Source organism: Desulfocicer vacuolatum DSM 3385 (genome assembly GCF_900176365.1).
Taxonomy (GTDB): domain Bacteria; phylum Desulfobacterota; class Desulfobacteria; order Desulfobacterales; family Desulfobacteraceae; genus Desulfocicer; species Desulfocicer vacuolatum.
Map to the genome: position 1 here is coordinate 1 of NZ_FWXY01000001.1, position 19,422 is coordinate 19,422.

The 19,422-nt window shown below is 48.7% G+C and carries 16 protein-coding genes; 13 read left to right on the forward strand and 3 right to left on the reverse strand.

The window, feature by feature from the left end; translation table 11 throughout:
* Positions 1-170 precede the first annotated feature (170 nt).
* On the forward strand, positions 171-1,169 hold the full coding sequence (gene mltG, locus B9A32_RS00005; RefSeq protein WP_139795649.1) for an endolytic transglycosylase MltG: 999 nt from the start codon (positions 171-173) through the stop codon (positions 1,167-1,169).
* Between the two features lie 30 nt (positions 1,170-1,199).
* Here the strand turns inward: mltG and B9A32_RS00010 are convergent, their stop codons facing one another.
* A complete protein-coding gene (locus B9A32_RS00010) occupies positions 1,200-1,886 on the reverse strand; it encodes a Smr/MutS family protein (protein ID WP_084066330.1) in 687 nt (228 codons plus the stop codon).
* A gap of 92 nt (positions 1,887-1,978) precedes the next feature.
* Between B9A32_RS00010 and B9A32_RS00015 the strand changes: the two genes are divergently transcribed.
* On the forward strand, positions 1,979-3,958 hold the full coding sequence (locus tag B9A32_RS00015) for a ribonuclease catalytic domain-containing protein (protein WP_084066331.1): 1,980 nt from the start codon (positions 1,979-1,981) through the stop codon (positions 3,956-3,958).
* Positions 3,959-4,114: 156 nt separating this feature from the next.
* On the opposite strand, the gene B9A32_RS00020 is transcribed toward B9A32_RS00015, so the two are convergent.
* Entirely contained in the window at positions 4,115-5,365 is a 1,251-nt protein-coding gene (locus B9A32_RS00020) for an IMP cyclohydrolase (RefSeq protein WP_084066332.1), read from the reverse strand.
* A gap of 93 nt (positions 5,366-5,458) precedes the next feature.
* Positions 5,459-6,142 carry a hypothetical protein gene (locus tag B9A32_RS00025; protein WP_084066333.1) on the reverse strand — a complete coding sequence of 228 codons (684 nt, stop codon included), beginning with the start codon at positions 6,140-6,142 and terminating at the stop codon, positions 5,459-5,461.
* Between the two features lie 701 nt (positions 6,143-6,843).
* On the opposite strand from B9A32_RS00025, the gene B9A32_RS00035 reads away from it, so the two are divergent.
* From B9A32_RS00035 to B9A32_RS00085, 11 genes are all read left to right on the forward strand, one after another.
* Positions 6,844-7,419, forward strand: coding sequence for a hypothetical protein (locus tag B9A32_RS00035; protein ID WP_084066335.1), 576 nt, complete (start codon positions 6,844-6,846; stop codon positions 7,417-7,419).
* Between the two features lie 108 nt (positions 7,420-7,527).
* Entirely contained in the window at positions 7,528-8,466 is a 939-nt protein-coding gene (locus B9A32_RS00040) for an ABC transporter ATP-binding protein (RefSeq protein WP_084066336.1), read from the forward strand.
* A 3-nt stretch (positions 8,467-8,469) separates the two neighbouring features.
* Entirely contained in the window at positions 8,470-9,174 is a 705-nt protein-coding gene (locus B9A32_RS00045; protein WP_084066337.1) for an ABC transporter permease subunit, read from the forward strand.
* Positions 9,175-9,184: 10 nt separating this feature from the next.
* Positions 9,185-11,413: a Gldg family protein gene (locus B9A32_RS00050; protein ID WP_084066338.1), complete on the forward strand. Its 2,229-nt coding sequence runs from the start codon at positions 9,185-9,187 to the stop codon at positions 11,411-11,413.
* Positions 11,414-11,428: 15 nt separating this feature from the next.
* On the forward strand, positions 11,429-12,409 hold the full coding sequence (locus B9A32_RS00055) for a DUF4340 domain-containing protein (RefSeq protein ID WP_084066339.1): 981 nt from the start codon (positions 11,429-11,431) through the stop codon (positions 12,407-12,409).
* Positions 12,410-12,869: 460 nt separating this feature from the next.
* Positions 12,870-13,310: a division/cell wall cluster transcriptional repressor MraZ gene (mraZ, locus tag B9A32_RS00060; RefSeq protein ID WP_084066340.1), complete on the forward strand. Its 441-nt coding sequence runs from the start codon at positions 12,870-12,872 to the stop codon at positions 13,308-13,310.
* 3 nt (positions 13,311-13,313) lie between these two features.
* Complete coding sequence (rsmH, locus tag B9A32_RS00065; RefSeq protein WP_084066341.1) at positions 13,314-14,252, forward strand: 16S rRNA (cytosine(1402)-N(4))-methyltransferase RsmH; 939 nt, start codon at positions 13,314-13,316, stop codon at positions 14,250-14,252.
* A 3-nt stretch (positions 14,253-14,255) separates the two neighbouring features.
* Complete coding sequence (locus tag B9A32_RS00070) at positions 14,256-14,570, forward strand: cell division protein FtsL (protein WP_084066342.1); 315 nt, start codon at positions 14,256-14,258, stop codon at positions 14,568-14,570.
* Positions 14,567-16,336 carry a peptidoglycan D,D-transpeptidase FtsI family protein gene (locus tag B9A32_RS00075; RefSeq protein WP_084066343.1) on the forward strand — a complete coding sequence of 590 codons (1,770 nt, stop codon included), beginning with the start codon at positions 14,567-14,569 and terminating at the stop codon, positions 16,334-16,336. The genes B9A32_RS00070 and B9A32_RS00075 overlap by 4 nt, the downstream gene beginning before the upstream one ends.
* A gap of 76 nt (positions 16,337-16,412) precedes the next feature.
* Entirely contained in the window at positions 16,413-17,972 is a 1,560-nt protein-coding gene (locus B9A32_RS00080; protein ID WP_084066344.1) for a UDP-N-acetylmuramoyl-L-alanyl-D-glutamate--2,6-diaminopimelate ligase, read from the forward strand.
* Positions 17,969-19,420: a UDP-N-acetylmuramoyl-tripeptide--D-alanyl-D-alanine ligase gene (locus B9A32_RS00085; protein WP_084066345.1), complete on the forward strand. Its 1,452-nt coding sequence runs from the start codon at positions 17,969-17,971 to the stop codon at positions 19,418-19,420. Before B9A32_RS00080 ends, B9A32_RS00085 begins: the two co-directional genes overlap by 4 nt.
* Positions 19,421-19,422 lie beyond the last annotated feature (2 nt).

Genomic DNA, 19,422 nt, shown 5'->3' on the forward strand with positions numbered 1-19,422 from the left:
GATTGACCTCCTTTCGCATTTGTATGTTATGGGAATCATTATACCGCGAATGGTGATTCAACAAAACCTTTTTGGTTCTGGCTTGTCCAGGTTAGGGAACATCGCCTTGTGCCAAAAAAATATTTTTCAAACAGGCTCTCCCATGGGGGGCACTGCGGATATTGAAACACATGATTAAAAAAACCATCTTCACGCTCTTGATTCTGGGCAGCCTGTTTGCATTGGCCGGATTCACCTATATGAACCACTTTGCCACAACGCCTTTAAGTACCCGGGGAAACACCCGCATGGTCACCATAGAAAGGGGTTCTGTTTTAAAGCAGATTTCAAATCACCTTTACACCCGTCACCTGATATCAAACAAACTTTTATTTGAAGCTTTTGTCAGGCTTCAGAAAAAAAGCGGGGCCATCAAATCAGGGGAATATGAACTCTCACCTGCCATGTCCCCGGCATATATTCTTGATCTTATCTGCCAAGGAAAAGTCAAGCGATACCGCATCACCATCCCCGAAGGCTTCACTGTGGCGGAAATTGCCCAAACCATTGAAAAAAAAAGCCTTGGTAAAAAAGCAGAATTCATGGCACTTTCCCAGGATTCCTCCCTTTGCCGCACCCTTGGCATACCGGCAGACCGCCTGGAGGGATACCTGTTCCCGGATACCTATTATTTTGAGAAAGCCACCCCCACATCCCGCATCATCACCACCATGGTGAAACGATTCAAAACCATTTTCACACGGGAATGGGAAGCCCTTGCAAAATCCAAGGGGCTCTCCATGCACCAGGTGGTCACCCTTGCCTCCATCATTGAAAAAGAGACTGGTACCCCTGAGGAGCGGCCCTTGATTTCATCGGTGTTTCACAACCGTCTGAAAGCAAAAATGCCACTGCAAAGTGATCCCACGGTGATCTATGGCATTGCCGATTTCAACGGCAACCTCACCCGCCGGGATCTGAGAACATTTACCCCCTACAACACCTATAAAATTAAAGGCCTGCCCCCGGGGCCCATTGCAAACCCGGGAAGACAGGCCCTTGAAGCAGCTCTGTTTCCGGCAAACAGTAACTTTCGATATTTTGTATCCCGAAACGACACCACCCACTATTTCTCAAAAACTTTAAAAGAGCATAACCGCGCTGTGAGAAAATATCAGCTGGGCAGATAAACCCATGGTATGGAACAGTGGGGGCGTGTGTCAGTCAAATTGATTGAGATACACAATCACAGCGCCGCTGTGGGCTTTTACCTTCTGATCCCATTCAAACCATAAAACCACCCCGTCTCGCTTGAGCCGCACCAGAAGATCTTCCACCACATGGGGCAGCACTGCACCGGATTCAGAATGAAGCCCCTTTCCCACCACCACCCGCAGGGTAAAGAAACCGTTTCTCCAGGAGTGACGAAGATAGCTTTCCGTACGGGACTGGGCCTCCATGGCAGTGAACCCGTGGAGATCCAACTGATTCTGGGGCGGGGGGTATCGTTTCAGCCTTTTTTTAAGCGGTACCGGCCGGGGGGGCTCCCGATCCCTTTTTTCCCTTAAAAGAAGATCCTGGTTTTTGCCCTTTAATGAAGATTCCAAAAGCTCAGAAAAATTTTCATCGGGTTCATTTTCCTCTGTTTTCGAGACCCTAAACAAATCAGACAAGTGTGACGATTTATCCAGAAAGGGCAAGCCATGGCGGTCCCTTGGTATGGGCCTGGATTTTTTGGGCAAATCCCCTTCCTGATCACCTTTTTCCCCTTTGTTCTCCCGGGGTTCCAAAATTAATTGAGAAAACATCCCGGTGAAATCCTCATCCTTTTTAAATACCCGGATTCCATTTCGATTAACCCGGCGGTCAGGGGATATTTTATCTCTTTTTTTTCTTTTCTCAGCCATGGAACCATATTAGTGGAAGTGCCCTTTTTTTTCAAGAAGAATAGCGTCATGTTAATTGACTTTACATATACTTGCTGATATTGTATCCCGTTATGGATACAGGAAATATAGTAGAATATATTGATCAGCAAAGAGTGGTTTGTGCGGTGGTGATGCAGCTCAAGAACCTGCGGTTAAAATTGCTCACGGAAAACAACCGTGAAGTCAATCTTGCCACAGGACGACTGGCCCACATCTCCCGGGAGGGACTCAACCCTTCTGCCTCCAGGGAATCCCTGGTAAGAGAGTTAAAGCTCATCTCCCAGAAAAGACGGAATCTGGCACAAACCCTTGATGTTGAGGAGTTGTGGGAACTGCTCCACGAGGATGGAGAAGCCATTGATATCCCCACCATGACAGCTCTTTGCTTTGATCCCCCGGTGACACCGGACCATGAGTCCGCCGTGATCCGGGCATTTTTCAGTGACAAGCTTTATTTCAAATTCGGCAAAGACATTTTAACCCCCAATACGCCGGAGCACATTGAGCTCAAACGCAGACAGATCCGGGAAGCCGAAGCCAAAAAACGCCTCATTGATAAAGGAAGTGCATGGTTCAAAGGCATGGACCAGGGCAAAACCACAGACCCGCCTGATCCTGAAATCATCAAAATTCTCACCGATTATTATATCCATGAAAAAGAGAGCAAAACCGCCAATGACGCCAAGGCCATTCTCTCTCGGACGGGCACTGAATCCCCCCATCAGATTTTCAACATCATGGTCAAAGCCGGTATCTGGAATAAAGATGAAAACCTTGACCTCATCCGTCTTGATATTCCCACCAAGTTCCCATCTTCGGTCATGGAAAAGGCCGACGGCCTGATCACAGCCCATGGGGATTTCACCCAAGATCCCCTGAGAAAAGACCTGAGAGATGTGCCTCTTATTACCATTGACGGCCAGTCCACCCTGGACTATGATGATGCCATCAGCCTTCAAAAAAAGGAAGACGGAGGCTATCTTCTGGGAATTCACATCATTGACGTGGGCTTTTATATCAAAAATGATGATATCATTGATAAAGATGCCAGGGACAGGGCCAGCTCCATTTACATGCCCGATGATAAAATTCCCATGCTGCCCCCCAATCTGTCCGAAGATCTTTGCAGCCTGCGGGAAGGAGAACTGCGGCCCGGCATATCCACCCTGGTAAATCTCAACCGTTTTTTTGAAATCATTGACTATGAGGTTACGGCCAGCATCATTAAAGTACACCACCAGATGACCTACACCGAAGCCAATATGCTCAACGGCGAAGACGACCCTGTCACCACACTTCACAAAATTGCCACGGTGCTCCGGGAAAAGCGCATCAAGGCTGGGGCCGTGCAGATCACCCTGCCCGAGGTCAATATCTGGGTGGAAGAAAACGGAGAAATCGGCATCTCCCGCATTGACCGGGAAAATCCATCCAGAATGCTGGTGTCTGAAATGATGATCCTTGCCAATTCTCTCATGGCAGAATTCCTTGCATCCCATGAGGTTCCTGCGGTGTTCAGATCCCAGCCCGAACCCAAACAGCGCCTGTTCCAGGGGGTGGAAACATCATTGTTCATGAACTGCATGCAGAGAAAACAGCTCAACCGGGCCGCCACCGGCACCAAACCGGCCCCCCATTCCGGACTGGGGGTAAAAGCCTATTCCACGGCCACCTCCCCCATCAGAAGATACGTTGATCTGATCACCCAGCGTCAAATCCGGGGCATTCTGGGATATGAAAAGCCCTATACCAGAGATGAGCTTGAATCCATTCTCCAGAGAATTGATATCCCCATGTCCAACACAGGCAGAGCCCAGTTCCAGCGACGCCGCTACTGGCTGCTTAAATATCTGGAAGGCATGAAAGGCTCTGCCCAGGAAGCCGTTGTTCTTGACAGTCGCAGGGATTTTTTCACCATCCTCATAAAGGAGTTCATGTTAGAGTGGAGACTGCCATCCGGGGGCATGAAACTAAAACCGGGAGACTTGGTCCAGGTAACCATCCAGCACGCCGATGCCCGACGGGATCAACTCTCTTTATTCAGCTATTAAGCGCCCCCCTGAAACAAAAGCAAAACCGCCACGGGCAGACCAAGACATAGCCTTGGTCTGCCCGTGGCGGTTTTTATATGATAAAGGGCCGGGAAGCCCCCCCCATGTAAGGAGTCTACAACCCAAGCCCTTGAATTGGTCAAACAATCAACAATATTAATGTTTAAAACTTCTCTGACCGGTGTAAACCATGGTGGCATTGTTTTCGTTACACGCCTCAATCACCTCATAATCATTCATGGAGCCACCGGGCTGAATCACCGATTTAATGCCTTGATTTAATCCCACATCAATGCCGTCCCTGAAGGGAAAAAAAGCATCGCTGACCATGGTCGAACCAATGAGTCCGCCCTTTTGGGTTTCCACATCCGCAGTAATTTCTGCCCGTTTGTCCAGATCAGTCAGCAGATTAAACGGTGTGTCATATCTTTCAAAGGAAAATCGATCCATTAATTTTCGATAGGCCTTATCAACGGCAATTTCTGCCACACCCACCCGGTCCTGCTCTCCGGTACCGATGCCCACAGTGACATTATCCTTCACATAAATCACCGAATTGGAGGTGATGCCGGACTCCACCAGCCACCCAAAGAGCATGTCCTGATACTCCTGCTCTGTGGGCTCCCGGTCCACCTTATAGGTTTTATCTTTGTACACTGTTTCGGCAACTTTCAAATCATCCCTGGAAAGGGCCGTGGGGGCAAAGGACCATTGGGCCACAATACCGCCGTCCATGAGACTCTTAAAATCCAGGACCCGCTCTCCAATGTAATTTTCCAGTCGATGGATATTATTGATACGAATCACCCGCAGATTCTTCCGCCGGGCCAGAATATCCACAACACCGTCTTCAAAATCAGGTGCAACCACCACCTCGGCATACTGGTTGGCAATGGCTTCTGCCGTGGCTTTATCCACAGATCGATTCAAGGCAATGCATCCGCCAAAGGCTGCCACCCGATCTGCCATGTAAGCCTTTTCATAGGCACTTTCCAGGCTGTCTGAAATGGCTGCACCACAAGGGTTGTTATGCTTTACAATCACCGCACCCGGGGTGGCGGAAAAATACCGTAAAATATTAAGCGCATTGTCGGCATCGGTGAGATTTGTCTTACCGGGATGTTTGCCCGACTGAAGAAGCTCCAGATTGGACACCATGTATTTTCCCGGCTGAATGGTTTCAATGCCCCCCAATACCAGGTTGCCGTTTACCAGGCGATAAAGGGCTGCTTCCTGGCCGGGATTTTCACCATAGCGCAACCCTTTTTCTATGCCGTCAATGGTCCATGCCACTTTATCATAAAACAGGGTCTGACGACCGTTTTCATCCACAAAGCTGATCTCCATGGACGGGGTAAAGTGGTCATCCATCACTGTTTTGTACATTTTTTTTAAATCATCTGCCATTTTTTATTCCTCTGTGCTGTTTTTTTAAGAAAAATCCGTGCAAGACACTGGTTTTTATCCTTCTTTGCGGACAGAACAAAACCGGTATGGAATCTATCCCCGGCAGTTATAGCAGGCTGCCATATCATCCACGGACATCTCTCCCAGGTAGTCTGCAATGGTTCTGTCATACACTGCGGTGTGTTCAAATGCCTTTTGTGAAAGTGCAAACCGGTCCGCCAGGGTCAACGCCCCGCTGTTTTTTTCCATGCTCTGCAAAATACCCGCATAATCATCGGGATTCACCACCGAGGCCACCCGGATAAAATTCTTTGCCGATGCCCGGATCATGGTGGGCCCGCCAATGTCAATGTTGCCCCTGGCGTTTTCGCAGGTGATCCCCTGTTTTTCAATGGTCTCCTTAAAGGGATAAAGATTCACCACCACCATATCAATGGCCAAAGAATCGGTGCGTTTCAAATCATTTTGGTGATCTGGATTGTAAGTTTCCGTGAGAAGGCCAAGGTAAATCCTGAAATCCAATGTTTTCACAAGACCGCCCTGGGTTTCGGGCTGACCGGTATAGTCAGACACCTGCTGCAGGCAGTCCTTTGCCCGATCCCCCAGAATCTCTTTAATCCGACCATGGGTCCCGCCGGTGGAGAGAATTTTCACCTGGGGATTAATATCCAGCAATCCGGGAACAAATGTTTCCAGTCCGGATTTATCAGAAACACTCACCAGAACCGTTTTGATTTTTACGGCATCATCAATTTTATTTACAATATTCTTATCCATTATCCACCCTTAATTGACTGGCAAAACAACCCCTGTCCACCACAAAACGGGTGTCTGAAAAATTGAGTTGTTTATGAACATGTCCGTTCCAATCGCTAATTGCCATACACCGGCTGCCCAATGATCTTAAGGCAAAATGCACAGCACACCCGGGAACAGATATGAGCCATGATTATAAATTGCAAATAATAATATAATTCAAAGATATAAGTCAAGTTGGTTTCACAAACAGCACCCCCTTTTATATGAAAAGACAGCCTCCAAGCCAACCTCAGCAGAGCCGCCCCCCCGATGGGTAATAGGAACCGGACAATTGAGCTGTCTACAGTTCCGGTCCGGGCCCATTGCCCATCGGGGGGGGCGGCGGCATGTTAGAACCAAGCCCCAAACCATATTTAAACGGCCCCTTTTAAAGCGCTCCAGACATGGGATCAAGGGCATTTTTTTATATTTTTTATTGATCCCCGGGTTATTTTTATGTACAAAGATGCTTCACAAAATAACACCCATGATTATTTTACATTCAATCATAAAAATAATGAAATTGGCCAAGGCATTAAAGAACAATTGGGCATGCCTCATTCACGGCTTACATTTTTCAAAATAATGTTCCCATTTCAGGGACAAGCTTCCAACAAAGTGTAAACTGATTTTTGGATCATATGAGGGATGCTGTTAATTTTCACACCGGAGAGGTTAACATGTCAGAAAAAAAAACATCAATACCTGAAGCCAGCACCGTTGATCTCCGGGGAAAGCAGTCGGTGCGGGCCACATTCAAACTCTCGGAACGGGCCATTGATTATTTAAGCCTGGTGGCGGTTCATCTGGGAATCAAACAAAAATCGCTGTTTGACCACCTCATTGATGATGCTCCGGCCCTGCGGGACATTGCCGCAACCATTCACTTGCGCAAATTCAACCGCATTGACAGGGTACAAAAAACCTATGTGCTCAGCAGAAAAACCCTGGAGGTCCTGGAACTCATATCAAATGATCTGGACACTCCCAGGGATGCGCTGGTGGAGTATTCCCTGCACAAACTTGAAGCGGTGATCCAGGGGGAAAAAAAACGCCATGAACAACGAAAACGTCTGTTTAAAGATCTCATGGCCCATTGGGAGGAAGGAAAAGATCTACTGGAAAAAGCGAGAAAAACCCTGGGGGAAGACGATCCTTTCTGTTTGGAAATACAGCGCTCCATGGGCGCCTTGACACGCACCACAAAGGAGCTCTCCGCCTTTATTGAAAAAAGCAGAGTCATTGAACAATATTAAATCCCAACGTTTGTCACCACAGGGACTGCCTGTCGTGACAGTGACACACCACCTGAAGGTTCCAGGCATTCCCCGGGAATGCAACATTCAGGTTGTAAAGGAGGTTCTGTGATACAGGTCAACAATCTGACCAAATACTACGACAGCTTCTGTGCTGTGGACGGCATCAGTCTGGAGATCAGACAAGGAGAGATATTAGGGCTCCTGGGTCCCAACGGTGCCGGTAAAACCACCACATTGAGAATGCTCACCGGTTTTTTCAAACCCACATCGGGCACCATTAAAATTGATGATCTTGAGATACCAAAGGACACCCTTGAAATAAAAAAACGCATGGGTTACCTGCCGGAATCCGCCCCCCTGTACCACAACATGCTCGTATTTGATTATCTCACCTATGTGGCAAAGGTGCGGGGGCTTGCCAAGGAAGATATTCCCGGAAGGCTACAGGAACTTTCAGGGCTATGCGGCCTTGCCGATATCATGCATAAATCCATAGACGCGTTATCCAAGGGATTAAAGCAGCGGGTGGGCCTTGCCCATGCCATGATGACCGATCCTGAAATCCTCATATTGGATGAACCCACGTCAGGACTTGATCCCAATCAGATTGCAGAGATAAGAGCCATTATAAGGCGCATTGGAAAGAAAAAAACCATCATTTTTTCCACCCATATCTTAAGTGAGGCAGAAGCCACCTGTGACAGAATCGTCATCATTAATCAGGGGAAAATGGTGGCCGACGACACCACAGAAAATTTAAAGCACAGGGCAGAAAAAGGTACCACCTTCTCCCTTGCCCTGTATGGAGAAACAGGAAAAGCACCCATAAAGCTTTTAAATACCCTGGACGCAGATCTTGACATCAGACAGGTGGCAGCCAGGGAGACCGGGACCTCACTGTACGAAGTCAAGACCGGCAGCTCCCGGGACTTTAGAAAAGATATCTATCTTAAAATCAAAGAAACCGACTGGGTCATGGCTGAACTGACCAGGGAGTCCCAGAGTCTGGAAAACATCTTTCAGGAATTGACAAAGGGAGCATAAACAATGCATCAGACCATTCACATTGCAACCAAAGAATTCAAAGATTATTTCATCTCCCCCATTGCCTACATTGTTATTTCACTTTTCCTGGTGATAACCGGGTGGTTTTTCTTTTCCACCTTTTTCATCTTTGACCGGGCCGACATGCGAAACTTTTTTGCCCTTCTTCCCACCATTTTTTCCTTTATCATACCGGCGGTGACCATGCGCCTTTTTTCCGAAGAGGTCAACGTGGGATCCTATGAGACCCTGATGACACTGCCGGTGTCCTTCAGGGACATTGCCCTTGGAAAATTTCTGGCAGCCACCGCTTTTTGTGGCTGCATGCTGCTGCCCACCCTGTCTTACCCTTTGTTCATCTCCATGATCGGTGAGGTGGACCCGGGACCCGTCATGGGTGGATACCTTGGTGCCCTGCTCCTGGCCGGGGCCTATTGCGCCCTTGGTATTCTGGCCTCCAGCATGACCCGGAATCAAATCGTGGCTTTTATTCTGGGGGCTGCCATCTGCTTTGCCCTCACCATACTGGACCGGGTTCTTTTCTTCATCCCGCCCTCCCTCACAGAACTCATCGGATTTCTGGGAACCAACACCCATTTTCAAAGTATTGCCAAGGGAGTCATTGACTCAAGGGATATTCTTTATTTCTTAAGTGTCATGTTTCTTGGGCTTTTTGGCACATACCTTGTCATGCAGGAAAAGAATTAAGGAGGATTCCATGCAAAAATATTCCAACAAAGGTGCATACCTTAAATTTTTCACCTATGCTGTGGTGGTCATCCTCATTAATGTGGTGGGGGTCACCCTTTTTTTCCGCAGCGACCTCACTGCAAACCGTATCTATTCCCTTTCCCAGGCCAGTAAAGATGCAGTAAAAACCCTTTCTGAACCCCTGACCATCAAGGTATTTTTCACCAAGAATCTACCGGCCCCCCATAATTCCACCGAACGGTATCTCCATGATCTTTTTGAGGCTTACGCCGCCGCAGGAGGTGATCGGTTCAACTACACCTTTTACGATGTCACGGCCGATGAATCCGGTCTCACAGACCAGTCCAACTCCAACAAAAAACTAGCCCAGGACTACGGCATCTCCCCTGTGCAGATCCGTATCATTGAAAACGATGAAATGAAATTCCAGCAGGCTTACATGGGGCTTGTGATCATCCACGGTGACATGATGGAAAAGATTCCCGCCATCACCTCCACCGACGGGGTTGAATATCTATTGACCACAGCCATCCAGAAACTCAACAACAAGGTCAGCGCCTTTATGGCCCTTAAAGAGAAGGTAAAAATTCGATTCTACCTATCCTCATCCCTGGAAAAGGTGGCCCCTCTCATGGGCCTTGACCAACTCCCTCTTTTACCCCGGGCCGTGGAAGAACTTGCAAAAAAGATGAATCTGGAAAGCCTTGACAACATAGATTATGCCTTTGTGGACCCCCGGGAAGATAAAACCCTGAACGATCTTGCCGCCAAATATGATCTCATGGTCATGAAGTGGCCGGATGTACCCCAACAGGGCATCAAGGCAGGAAGCGGCGGTGCCGGTATTGTCATGGAATACCGGGACCGGGTACGGGTAACCCCTGTGATCACCAGCGTAAATCTTCCCATCATCGGCACCACCTACCAGATGGCCGATCCGGCAGGGCTTGAAACCATACTCTCTGACACCATGGAAACCATGATCGGTATCAATGAAAATTTAGGATACCTTGCCGACCATGGCACCCCCACCCTCTCCCCGGGGGGCATGATGCCGGGCCAGCCCCGGAGCAACATGAACGCCTTTAATCAACTTCTGTCCAAACGCTACAGCATTGTGCCGGTTTCCTTAAAAGAAAAGAACATTCCAGAAGGGTTAAAAACCCTTATCATTGCAAAACCCACTGAAAATTTTTCCGATTATGAACTATTCCAGATTGACCAGGCATTGATGCGGGGAACCAACATTGCTTTTTTTCTGGATGCTTTTAAAGAGATCATGCCCCGGCAATCCATGGGCATGGGGGGCGCCCCCCAGTATGTACCTTTAAACACAGGCCTGGAAAAATTGCTCAAACATTATGGCATCACCATTGAGCCTGCCTATGTTCTGGATGAAAGCTGTTACAAACAGCAACGTCCTTCGGCCCAGGGTGGCGGAGAACAAAACATCTATTTTGCCCCCATCATCAAAGATGGCAGCATCAACCGCAGCCTTGCCTTTATGAACAACATAAAGGGGCTGATCACCATGCAGATTTCCCCCATAATGGTGGATCAAGACAAGTTGAAACAAAACGCTCTTGTGGCCACACGGCTTTTTTCCTCTTCGGAAAAATCCTGGACCATGGCAGACCGCATAGATCTTAATCCCATGTTCATGTCTCCCCCCACCCAGACATCGGAAATGAAAGCCCGGGATCTTGCTTATATGGTATCCGGGGAGTTTTCCAGTTATTTTGCCGGAAAACCCCTGCCTGCAAAACCAGCCGAGGAAAAAGAGCTGAGCCCGGAAAAAGAAAGCCCTTCTGCCGCCACAGAAACAGCCCCAAATGAAAATAACACCACAGCGCCCGGAGCAGAGAAAGATGCCCTTGTGGCAAAAATAGAAACCCGGAATGCCGTTATCACCAAGGGCAAACCAGGTAAAATATTTGTCATGGGATGCGCTTCCATGCTCCAGGACAACATGCTGGACCCCCAGGGCCAGAGCACCAATGCCGCCTTTATCCTCAATGTCATTGACCACCTCAATGACCAGGATAACATTGCCGTGTTACGAAGCAAAAATCAGACATTTAACCCCCTTGCCGAAACCACCCCCATGATCCGGGGGATTATCAAGCTGTTTAACATTGCAGGGCTGCCCATATTAATTGTGATCTCAGGGTTTGTGGTTCTGTTAAAACGCCGGGGCAGAAAACGGAAAATCAAATTGATGTTCCAGGAAAATTAAGGAGGCGTAACATCCATGAAAAAGGAATATCTCATACTTGCACTTATCATTGCCGGGCTTTGCGCGTATCTTGTGACCCACAATGAAAACAGAAATAACTACTCCCTGCCGGAACTGACATCCCTGGCAGGGTCGGACATCACCGGCATTACCATTGAACAAAAAGAAACATCCATAAAAATCACAAAAGTCGACGAGGTATGGGGGATTACGGAAAAATCATATCCAGCTGACACAGAGACAATCAAAAACCTTGTAAAAGACATCTCCACCCTTAAAATAACGGCCCTGGCATCGGAAAAGGGAGACCTTAAACGGTATCAACTGGACCTGGGAAACCGCATCAAGGTCACAGCCAGTGGTACATCAGGTGAAATACGCGCCTTTGAAGTGGGAAAAACAGCACCGTCGTACCACCACACCTTTGTAAAAATTAAAGGAGATGACAACATTTACCATGCCGCTGGCAACTTCCGTGGGAGTTTTGACACAGATGTCAATGGACTGCGGAATAAAAAAGTGCTCTTCTTTGATGAAAGTGTCATTGAAAGAATGGAAATTACCGCCGCCGGTATCACCCGGACCCTCAAGGCGGTATCTCCCCGGAAAACCGATACAGAAACTTCCCCGGAGGAGAAAAACACCGCCACAGAAGACAAAAAAATCTGGCAGTTTGAAAAAGATAACAGCCCCTGTGATGAATCTGCAGTGAAAAACATTCTCTCCACCCTCTCATCCCTGACGTGCGACGCCTACACGGGGGATGATAAAAAAATGCCGGCAGATGAAAATCCTGTGTGTCAAATCACCTTCAACGGGGAAAATCAGCTATCTTTTACCCTGTTTGATAAAAACAGCAATGACAAATATCCGGCACTTTCATCAACAAGTCCCTACCCTTTTGTTTTGGATGAATACGTCGGTAAAAATATCCAATCCCATGTGGAAACCCTTCTGGGCATTGGAAAGGAAGAGCCCTCCACCCCAAAAGAATAACATCACCTTTCAGGCCCGGTTTTCTCAATATTTGCAATGGTAAAAGCCGGGCCTGACCCTCTTTTTATTATCATCCTCCACCGTGTCCATCCTGTTTTTTGCAGCACGCCCCAATTTAAAATAAAAGCCACAAGACATTGAAACAACTATGTTTTATGGCTTTAAAATCATTTTTATACATATTTTTTTTCTTGACTTAAGAGTATTATTCAGAGAATAGTAGACTCTACAGTGGATAAATGTGGAGTTACATTTAAGAATACGACATCTTCTTTAACTCCTTACATCCATTTTTTGAGGAGGAGCAAGCACACTTAAAGGCCTTATTTACAGTAAACTCAAGCCTTGAGAACCTTTGACCGATAAAACAAATAGCACATTCCTGACTCTGATTCCCCATACCCCCTCCCCCAAAGCGTGCTTATTAATACTTAGAAGAAACAGAATCCAGGATACCAAAATGTTTAGATCCAGCTCATTTCACACCATGGACCCCAAAGGACGGCTTATCATTCCGTCCCGGTTCAAGAGCGTCATTGAGGCCGGTGGGGCAAATGAACTGATGATCACCACCAATGCAGGCTGTATTTACGCTTACACCATGAAAAAATGGACAGAAATAGAAAAGAAACTCATGGTGGTTAAACTGGATTATATGACCCGATTCAAACGGATATTTCTTGGTAATGCCACCCTTTGCAGCTGTGATAAACAAGACAGGATACTGATTCCCAAACCCCTTAGAGTTTATGCCGGTCTTAAAAAAAAGATTGTACTGGTGGGGCTGCTGGACCGATTTGAAATCTGGTCCATGGAGGGCTGGGAGATGGAGGGGAACAAATTTAATGATGACCTTAATCAACCGGATGTAAGCAAAACAGTTGCATCCCTGGGACTTTAATCAATGCATTTTGAACATACATCTGTCATGCCCGTGGAAGTGGATCTGCACCTGAACCTTAAACCGGGGGATGTGTGTGTGGACGGCACCCTGGGGGGGGCAGGCCATGCATCACAAATGGTGAAACGGATTTCTCCGGAGGGCACATTCATCGGCATTGACCAGGACATGGATGCCATTGTAAATGCCTACAAAAAATTATCCTGCAAAGAGACACAAATCACCATAGTGCATGATAATTTTTCCCACATGCCGCAGGTCCTTGACAAACTTCAAATACCGGGGGTGGACGCCATCCTCCTTGATCTTGGGCTTTCCCTTCATCAATTGAGAAAGGGGCAGCGGGGCTTTAGTTTTTTAAAGGATGAACCCCTTGATATGCGCATGGATAAACGCCAGGGACTCACGGCTGCCGACATTGTCAACACCTTTACCCTGAAAGCACTTACAGATCTGTTTTTTTCCTACGGGGAGGAACGGATGTCCCGGCAGATTGCCCGCAAAATTGTTGACCTTCGCCGGCAATCCCCCATCATGACCAGCGCCCGGCTCGCTGACATCATTGTGGACACCGTTCCCGCAAAAATAGCCAGAAACCAAAAAATTCATCCTGCCACCAGGGTGTTTCAGGCCCTGCGGATCAAAGTAAACCGGGAACTGGAACGTCTGGAAAAAATCATGAAAGAGATTCCGCAACTTCTCAACCCCGGGGGAAGGATCTGTATCATTGCCTTTCATTCCCTGGAGGATAGAATTGTAAAGCACGGCATCAGGGCCTTTGAAGAGGGATGCACCTGCCCCAGGGATTTTCCCCAGTGCACCTGCGGGTTTACCCCCTCTTTAAGATCAATATCAAGAAAACCCTTCATGCCCACTGCTGAAGAGTGCATTGCCAATCCCATGGCCCGGAGTGCCCGACTGCGGGTTGCTGAAAGAATATAACCGGTGAACACCGCCAACAGAAAAAAAGCAGTCAACAGCCAAGGTAATACCTTCCAGGGAAAATGGATAGTTTTCATTGTTTTTTTTATTTTAGAACTGTTGCTTTACACCTGGATCAGGGTGGAACAGACCCACACAGACAAACGAATTTTACTGGCAACCCAGGAACAGAAAACAGCTCTCAAATACCGATCTGAACTTCTGGTGGAGCAGGAAAGACTCTCTTCACCGGAAAGAATCATGACCATTGCCCGGGACCACCTCAATCTTCACACACCGGACCCGGATCAGATTATAAAAATGGATAACACCCCATGAACCCGCCCCTTTCCCGCAAAATAGCCAGGCGTATACGCCTGGTGGAAATTGTATTTGGGGTGATCATGGTTCTAATAGGGGCAAGGGCCGTGATGCTGCAATTGTTCAATGTGAATAAGCTTGCAGACAAGGCAGATAAAGATCTTATAAAAACCATTGAAATAAAAGGAAAAAGAGGCAACATACTGGACAGGCATATGAAAAAACTGAGCACAAGCCTGGATGCCGTATCCATTGCGGCCGCACCGGAGGATATAAAATCCCCCCATGTAACGGCACGCACCCTTTCTCCCCTGCTCCACATGGAAGAATCCCTCATCGCCGACAGGCTGGCTTCAAACAAAAAATTTGTCTGGCTCAAGAAAAAGCTCTCCCCCGGGGAGGGAAAAAAAATCAAAGCCCTGAACATCCCGGGTATTCTTACCATGCAAGATACCATTCGATTCCATCCCAGCCGGGAACTGGCAGCCCAGGTCATTGGCATCACCGGATGGAATAACCGGGGCAAAGAAGGACTTGAATTTAAATTTGACGAAATACTCAGGGGGAAAACAAAAAAAATTACTGTCAAAAAAACGACACGCCAGAGCACACAAGAGATGACACGAGAACTGTCAGGGAATTCCCTGGTGCTCACCATAGATAAAACCATTCAATATATTACTGAAATGGCGCTGAAGGACGCAGTGACTGACAATGGGGCACAATCGGGAATGGCCATTGTCATGGAACCTGACACAGGAGACATCCTTGCCATGGCCCACTATCCGCTTTTTAATCCCAATGCCTTTGGTGAATTTGATCCAAACAACTGGCGCAACAGAGCCGTGACAGATGCCTTTGAACCGGGTTCCACCCTGAAAATCTTTCTGGCAGCCGGGGCACTGGAACAGGGAATCAGCTCCCCGGACACTCCCTTCTTTTGTGGAAACGGTTCCTATGCCCTGGGCAGCAGAACCATACGGGACACCCATGCCCATGGCTGGCTCACCCTGGCACAGATTATCAAAGTCTCCAGTAACATCGGTGTGGCAAAAGTAGCCCAACTCATGGGGAAAAACAAACTTCACACCACGCTTACCCGGTTCGGTTTTGGCAATAAAACAGGTATTGCCTGCCCCATTGAAACAAAAGGCACACTCATGCCCCCGGCCCAATGGTCCATCATGGATACTGCGGCCATTGCCTTTGGACAAGCGATTTCCGTATCTGCCATCCAGCTTGCCTGTGCTGTGTCCGCCATTGCCAACAGGGGAATTTTAATGGTACCAAGACTTATCCGTGCCGTCATTGCAGAGAACGGCACGGCCAGAGAAACTTATCCCCCCAAAGTAACGGGCCGTGCCGTTTCAGAAAAAACAGCTTCTTCTGTCACCCGGATGATGGCATCGGTGGTCCAGAAAGGAGGCACCGGGACCCGGGCATATCTTCCCGGCTATGGCGTGTGCGGTAAAACCGGCACAGCCCAAAAGGCAATTCCCCATGCACGGGGATATTCAGATAACAATTATACGGCCCTTTTTGTGGGATTTGCCCCCCCAAAAAAGCCCAGGCTCACCTGTCTTGTTATTGTGGATGAGCCCCGGAAAAGTCATTATGGCGGCACAGTGGCCGCCCCGGCATTTAAAACCATTTTACAAAAGACCTTTAATTACCTGAACATTCCCCCTGACATGGGTAAATATTCGTCCAATATCCCATCTTCACCGGTCTGGGGCTGCTCACAACCGGGCAGTTCCCAATACGCGAATATGGGCCGGCGGTGAAACAACTACTACCCCCGATATTTACTGACATGATAAAGGGACAACCCATGGCCCCAGGGCCGGCGGAGCATAAGCTGTGAGACTTTCTTATTTGACCAAAACCTGTACCCCCCTTTGGGAAAGAAGCCTTGAATCTGAACGGGAACCGGGCATTGACCCCGAGATTCTCTCCATCCACTACCGGGCCCAGGACGTTACCCCCGGTGGACTTTTCATTGCTGTCAAAGGCCTTAAGGCCGACGGCCACGACTACATTGATCAAGCCGTTGGAAACGGAGCCGTGGCCGTTGTGGTGGACCGCCACATAAAAACCGCTGTGCGCACCATTGCCGTGAAAAATACCAGAAGAGCCATGTCCGCCATCAGTGCGCGTTTTTACGGTGATCCCTCAAAAAAACTGATTCTGGTGGGAATTTCCGGCACCAACGGCAAAACCACCACTGCCTGGCTTGTGGAGCACATCCTGAAAGCTGCACAATGTGAAACCGGCGTCATTGGTACCGTCAACTGGAGATACCGGGACAAGGTGGCAGATACACCGGTGACCACCCCGGAATCCATGGATCTTCAGAGAATGCTTGCCACCATGCTCAAAGCCGGAGTCACCCATGTGGTCATGGAGGTCTCTTCCCATGGCCTGGACCTTCACCGGGTCCGGGACTGCTTTTTTGATGCAGCCGTTTTCACCAACCTCACCCAGGACCATCTTGATTATCATAAAACCATGTCTGCGTACTGGGCCTGCAAAAAAAAGCTTTACACCCGACAGCTGGCCCGGGGGAATAAAAACGGCAGGGCCGTGATCAACATGGATGATAAAAGAGGGGCCAACCTTGCTGGCAAACTGTCCGGTGCTCCGGTCACCACCGGTATCCATGACGCCGCAGAAATTCGTGCCGTGGACGTGATTGAGGATATTTCCGGCATCAAGGGAAGCATTAACATTGGGGGCATTGAAACAGAATTTGCATCCAGCCTCACCGGTGCATTTAATCTGGAAAACATTCTCTCCGCCGCAGGGGCAGCCCATGCCCTTGGCATTGCTCCTGATATTATCTGCCGGGGAATTGAAGCGTGTAAAGGGGTACCCGGCCGCCTGGAACGAATTCCCAACCACGGGAACCGATTTGTATTTGTGGATTATGCCCATACCCCGGATGCCCTGGAATCCATATTAAAGACCCTAAAGCTGCGGGCACCGGCCCGGGTGATCACCGTATTTGGATGCGGCGGAGACAGGGATCGTTCCAAACGCCCCCTAATGGGAGAAATTGCAGCCAGATATTCTGACATTGCCATGGTCACCTCGGATAATCCCCGCACAGAATCCCCTGAAGCCATTATCATGGATATTCTGGCAGGTATGACACCTTCCCCGGAATCCAGCCAAAAAGCAACATGGGTCTCCCAGATAAGTGTAACCCAACCCCCTGAGTCCATTCTGGTGGAGCCGGACCGGAAAAAGGCACTTAATGCTGCCGTTGACCTTTCCTTTCCCGGGGACATCATCATTGCTGCGGGCAAAGGACATGAAACCTACCAGGTCACAGCCAGGGGCACCATTGATTTTGATGACCGCCAGGTGCTGAGAGAAGCCATGGAGCGTGCCAACTGGACTCAAGGAGGCAATCCATGATCTCCTTTTCCCCCATCCCCTGGCACACAGACCACATCATTGAAGCCCTTGAAACAGCCCAAACACCCCTTATTGCCCCCTGCACCTTTCCCAAGGTTGCCACGGACTCAAGGACCATGGCAACACAAGATCTCTTTGTGGCCATTAAGGGAGAGACCTTTGACGGACACCGTTTTGTCAAGCCGCTCATGGACAGGGGCGTCAGGGGATTTGTGGTGGAAAGCTCATTTTTCCAGAAGCTTTCCCCGGCTGAAAAGAAAAAATTGATATCCAAAGGCATATCTTTTTTTTGTGTGGAAAACACATTGACGGCCCTGGGAAAACTTGCAGCCTTCCAGAGAAACCGGGCCAATGTAAAGGTGATCGGCATCACCGGTTCCTGTGGAAAAACCTCCACCCGGGAAATGATTACAACCATTTTCAAACAAAAATACAAAGTGCTCACCACCCAGGGAAATTTTAACAATGAAATAGGCCTGCCCCTGACCCTGCTCAACTTATCCCATGACCACCAGTGGGCCGTGGTGGAAATGGGTATGAACCATTCAGGAGAGCTCACCCGCCTGGGGAAAATAGCCCGGCCGGACATGGGTATTATCACCAACACTTTCCGGGCACACCTGGAGGGCCTGGGGTCTGTGGAGGCAGTGGCCCGGGCAAAATCAGAACTGCTGCCGTGCATCCGGGACAAGGGCCTTGCCATTCTCAACAGGGATGATAAACGGTTCCATATCATGGAAGAAATTGTGGAGCGGTTGAACATCCCCCATTGCGTGTTTGGCATTACAAAAGACGCCCGGATCAGGGCCCAGGAGATCTGCCAGAAAGAGGACAGTCTCAACTTTACCCTGCATTGCCCTGGGAAAAAAGGCAGTGACAGTGTGGAGATAACCCTTGCCACCCCGGCACCGGCCATGGTGGAAAATGCCCTGGCAGCGGCAACAGCGGCCCTCAAGGCCGGTTTCAGCCTGGCTGAAATTAAAAAAGGCCTGGCTGATTTCACACCGGTGAAGGGTCGTATGGAAATACTGGAACCGGGGTGTGGCATAAAACTCATCAACGACACCTATAATGCCAACCCCGGTTCCATGGCAGCGGCCCTGGACATGATAAGTCACCACACCGGCCCCACCATTGCGGTGCTGGGGGATATGCTGGAACTGGGAGGAAAGGCCCCCATACTGCACAAAGAGGTGGGCCAAAGGGCCGCCATGTCCGGTATCTCCCATCTGTTTATCCACGGAGATATGGCGCTCCATGTCATGGAAGGTGCCCTGGAAAAAGGATTTCCCAGGGAAAAAATCTTCATTGGAAGCCACCCGGAACTGATCAAAAAAATCATACAAAAACTGACGCCCCAAATGAGAATCCTTGTGAAAGGGTCCCGGGGAATGCGCATGGAACATATTGTAACGGCATTGCACAACCACCTTGGAGAAAAAAATTAATC

Coding starts and splice junctions, on each gene's coding strand:
- mltG (WP_139795649.1), top strand. CDS start 171: ATGATTAAAAAAACCATCTTCACGCTCTTGATTCTGGGCAGCCTGTTT.
- B9A32_RS00010 (WP_084066330.1), bottom strand. CDS start 1,886: ATGGCTGAGAAAAGAAAAAAAAGAGATAAAATATCCCCTGACCGCCGG.
- B9A32_RS00015 (WP_084066331.1), top strand. CDS start 1,979: ATGGATACAGGAAATATAGTAGAATATATTGATCAGCAAAGAGTGGTT.
- B9A32_RS00020 (WP_084066332.1), bottom strand. CDS start 5,365: ATGGCAGATGATTTAAAAAAAATGTACAAAACAGTGATGGATGACCAC.
- B9A32_RS00025 (WP_084066333.1), bottom strand. CDS start 6,142: ATGGATAAGAATATTGTAAATAAAATTGATGATGCCGTAAAAATCAAA.
- B9A32_RS00035 (WP_084066335.1), top strand. CDS start 6,844: ATGTCAGAAAAAAAAACATCAATACCTGAAGCCAGCACCGTTGATCTC.
- B9A32_RS00045 (WP_084066337.1), top strand. CDS start 8,470: ATGCATCAGACCATTCACATTGCAACCAAAGAATTCAAAGATTATTTC.
- B9A32_RS00050 (WP_084066338.1), top strand. CDS start 9,185: ATGCAAAAATATTCCAACAAAGGTGCATACCTTAAATTTTTCACCTAT.
- B9A32_RS00055 (WP_084066339.1), top strand. CDS start 11,429: ATGAAAAAGGAATATCTCATACTTGCACTTATCATTGCCGGGCTTTGC.
- mraZ (WP_084066340.1), top strand. CDS start 12,870: ATGTTTAGATCCAGCTCATTTCACACCATGGACCCCAAAGGACGGCTT.
- rsmH (WP_084066341.1), top strand. CDS start 13,314: ATGCATTTTGAACATACATCTGTCATGCCCGTGGAAGTGGATCTGCAC.
- B9A32_RS00075 (WP_084066343.1), top strand. CDS start 14,567: ATGAACCCGCCCCTTTCCCGCAAAATAGCCAGGCGTATACGCCTGGTG.
- B9A32_RS00085 (WP_084066345.1), top strand. CDS start 17,969: ATGATCTCCTTTTCCCCCATCCCCTGGCACACAGACCACATCATTGAA.